The organism is Vibrio sp. 1288 (assembly GCF_033344475.1).
Genome location: NZ_JAWPOX010000962.1, coordinates 1 through 556 on the forward strand (window position 1 = coordinate 1; position 556 = coordinate 556).

The window sequence follows — 556 nt, forward strand, 5'->3', positions numbered from 1 at the left end:
AATACCCTTAGTATTTACAAGAGGATTCGTTATGAGTGTCGAATTAGAAGAAAGCCAAGTATGTGAAGCTTGTGGCTGTGCTGGTGAGATTGGTTTCATCATCAAAGAAGGCGACGAGGTTGCTGACGTAACGATTTTCGCAGAGACTAAAGATGCATTAGAGTCTGAGTTAGCGAAATACATCGAACTAGCTAAATCAGTCTGCGCTGGCGTTGAATACAATGTGTCAGAGCTGACAGAAGAATCTAAAGAGCTAACCGCTCGATTCAAGTTTGAAGTAAGTGCAGAAAAGCTTATTTTTGAACTGAAAACTCGCTCTCTAGCGCGTTAATTCAATTTAAAGCGAGCAACGAGCTCGCTTTATTCTTATCTAAATCACTTCTTTTGCTTCAACACGACCCACTTTAACGACCCATTGGTTTCGTAGTCGTTTTCATCAGAGCACACCAAAAGCACATCATCGACCTTGATTACCGCACCAGCGGTATAGGCTTTATCTTCGTAGTAACAAATTCGCTGGCCTATTTTACCATCAGCAACCACCAAAGCCTTTGAC

The 556-nt window shown here is 41.9% G+C and carries 2 protein-coding genes; one reads left to right on the plus strand and one right to left on the minus strand.

Features of this window, described 5'->3' with window-relative positions:
- Positions 1–31 precede the first annotated feature (31 nt).
- The gene (locus R8O11_RS30345; RefSeq protein WP_005488152.1) at positions 32–331 is read left to right on the plus strand and encodes a YfcZ/YiiS family protein; all 300 of its coding nucleotides are present in this window, start codon (positions 32–34) and stop codon (positions 329–331) included.
- Between the two features lie 44 nt (positions 332–375).
- On the opposite strand, the gene R8O11_RS30350 is transcribed toward R8O11_RS30345, so the two are convergent.
- A partial coding sequence (locus tag R8O11_RS30350; RefSeq protein ID WP_225481939.1) for a YnjH family protein occupies positions 376–556 on the minus strand: 181 nt, incomplete at its 5' end.

What these genes read in the sequence shown, in the direction of transcription:
- R8O11_RS30345 (WP_005488152.1), top strand. Translation starts at nt 32, where the DNA reads ATGAGTGTCGAATTAGAAGAAAGCCAAGTATGTGAAGCTTGTGGCTGT.